The organism is Frankia sp. CcWB2, from assembly GCF_977927585.1.
Genome location: NZ_CDWRCM010000126.1, coordinates 12,401 through 13,549, shown reverse-complemented (window position 1 = coordinate 13,549; position 1,149 = coordinate 12,401). Strand labels below are relative to the sequence as shown.

General features: G+C 63.7%; 1 riboswitch.

Annotation, left to right across the window (positions count from 1 at the left end):
• The first annotated feature begins 935 nt into the window (after positions 1-935).
• Positions 936-1,103: riboswitch (M-box (ykoK) riboswitch) on the top strand.
• The last annotated feature ends 46 nt before the right edge of the window (positions 1,104-1,149 follow it).

The window sequence follows — 1,149 nt, the reverse complement described above, 5'->3', positions numbered from 1 at the left end:
TCCACACCCAGCTCCAACACCAACCACTCACCGCAAGATCACGAATCTACGTGAATGTTTACCACCGGACCTGCCCAGGGGCCTTCAAGCCCATCCTCTATTCCTCCCGACTGGGTCCAGTTCACTGGTCCAGCAGTTCCGTCAGCACCTGAGACTTCAGGAGTCGAAATGAAATAACTTGCGCGTTTCGAACCCTCCACAGGCCTGTGACCTGCGATGATGCTCTCGATCACGTATTTGTTACTTCATTACGTCCCCTCAGCAGAGTAGCACACCGTTCAGAAGCGTATTTGAGCATAGAAATCTGTGACTGTCTGTGACCTTGATAGGTGTGCAGTGGATGCGCATGCGCCGGAACACGGCCTGGTGGGGTGGGGGCGGTCGGGGATTCTGGAAGTCCGCATTCACCGCCGCCCCAGGAGCATCGCAAAGTCGTATTTATGCTGGTCACGAGGGTGATCTCCTGGTCGGGATAGCGGCGTGGCGGCGTAAGGCTCGAGCGGTGTTGGCGAAATCAGCGAACCGGAGCAGGCTGATCACCAGGGTGCGGAGAGCAGCCAGGACCTGGGGACCGCTGCCGGTGCGAGCCCGATGCGGGCCCTCACCCAACGTGACGCCACTAAAGCCGGGAGTCGGGTTTTTCGGGAGACGACGTCGGCATCGATGCCGAGGGCGATTCCGCCGCCGTCCCACGCCGCCCCGCTCCCCATCCGAATGTGGATCAACCAGCCCCAGTGGCGATCGAGACCGAGAATGCGCTGCCAAGAGCCGACCCGCCCGCGGGAAACGTCCGGGTGGCGCAGGTCACCTCGGCGAGGCGCGCGGGTGGCGACACTGGCGTGGTCCGGCCCGGACGTGTGTTTCGTCGGGGTGCGCGCCGTTTGGTCCGGTTGCCGACATTGACACGAGCTGGCGTGCGGGGGCATCCTGGCCGGGCAGCACCTCGTTCGGTGAGGCGTCTGCGCGGACATAGGCCACTGACCTTGAACGTCGAGAGACGCCCCGGGTCAGGACAGCTCTCCCCGGGCTAAGGGGTGAGCCCAAGTGGCTTCCCGGTGGGGATTACGCCGCGCAGTGCCAAAGCTCTGACGAGGAGGGGTGCTCGGTGTCGCCCGGCTTCGGCCGGGTGTGGTTGTCGCGGTCACCCCG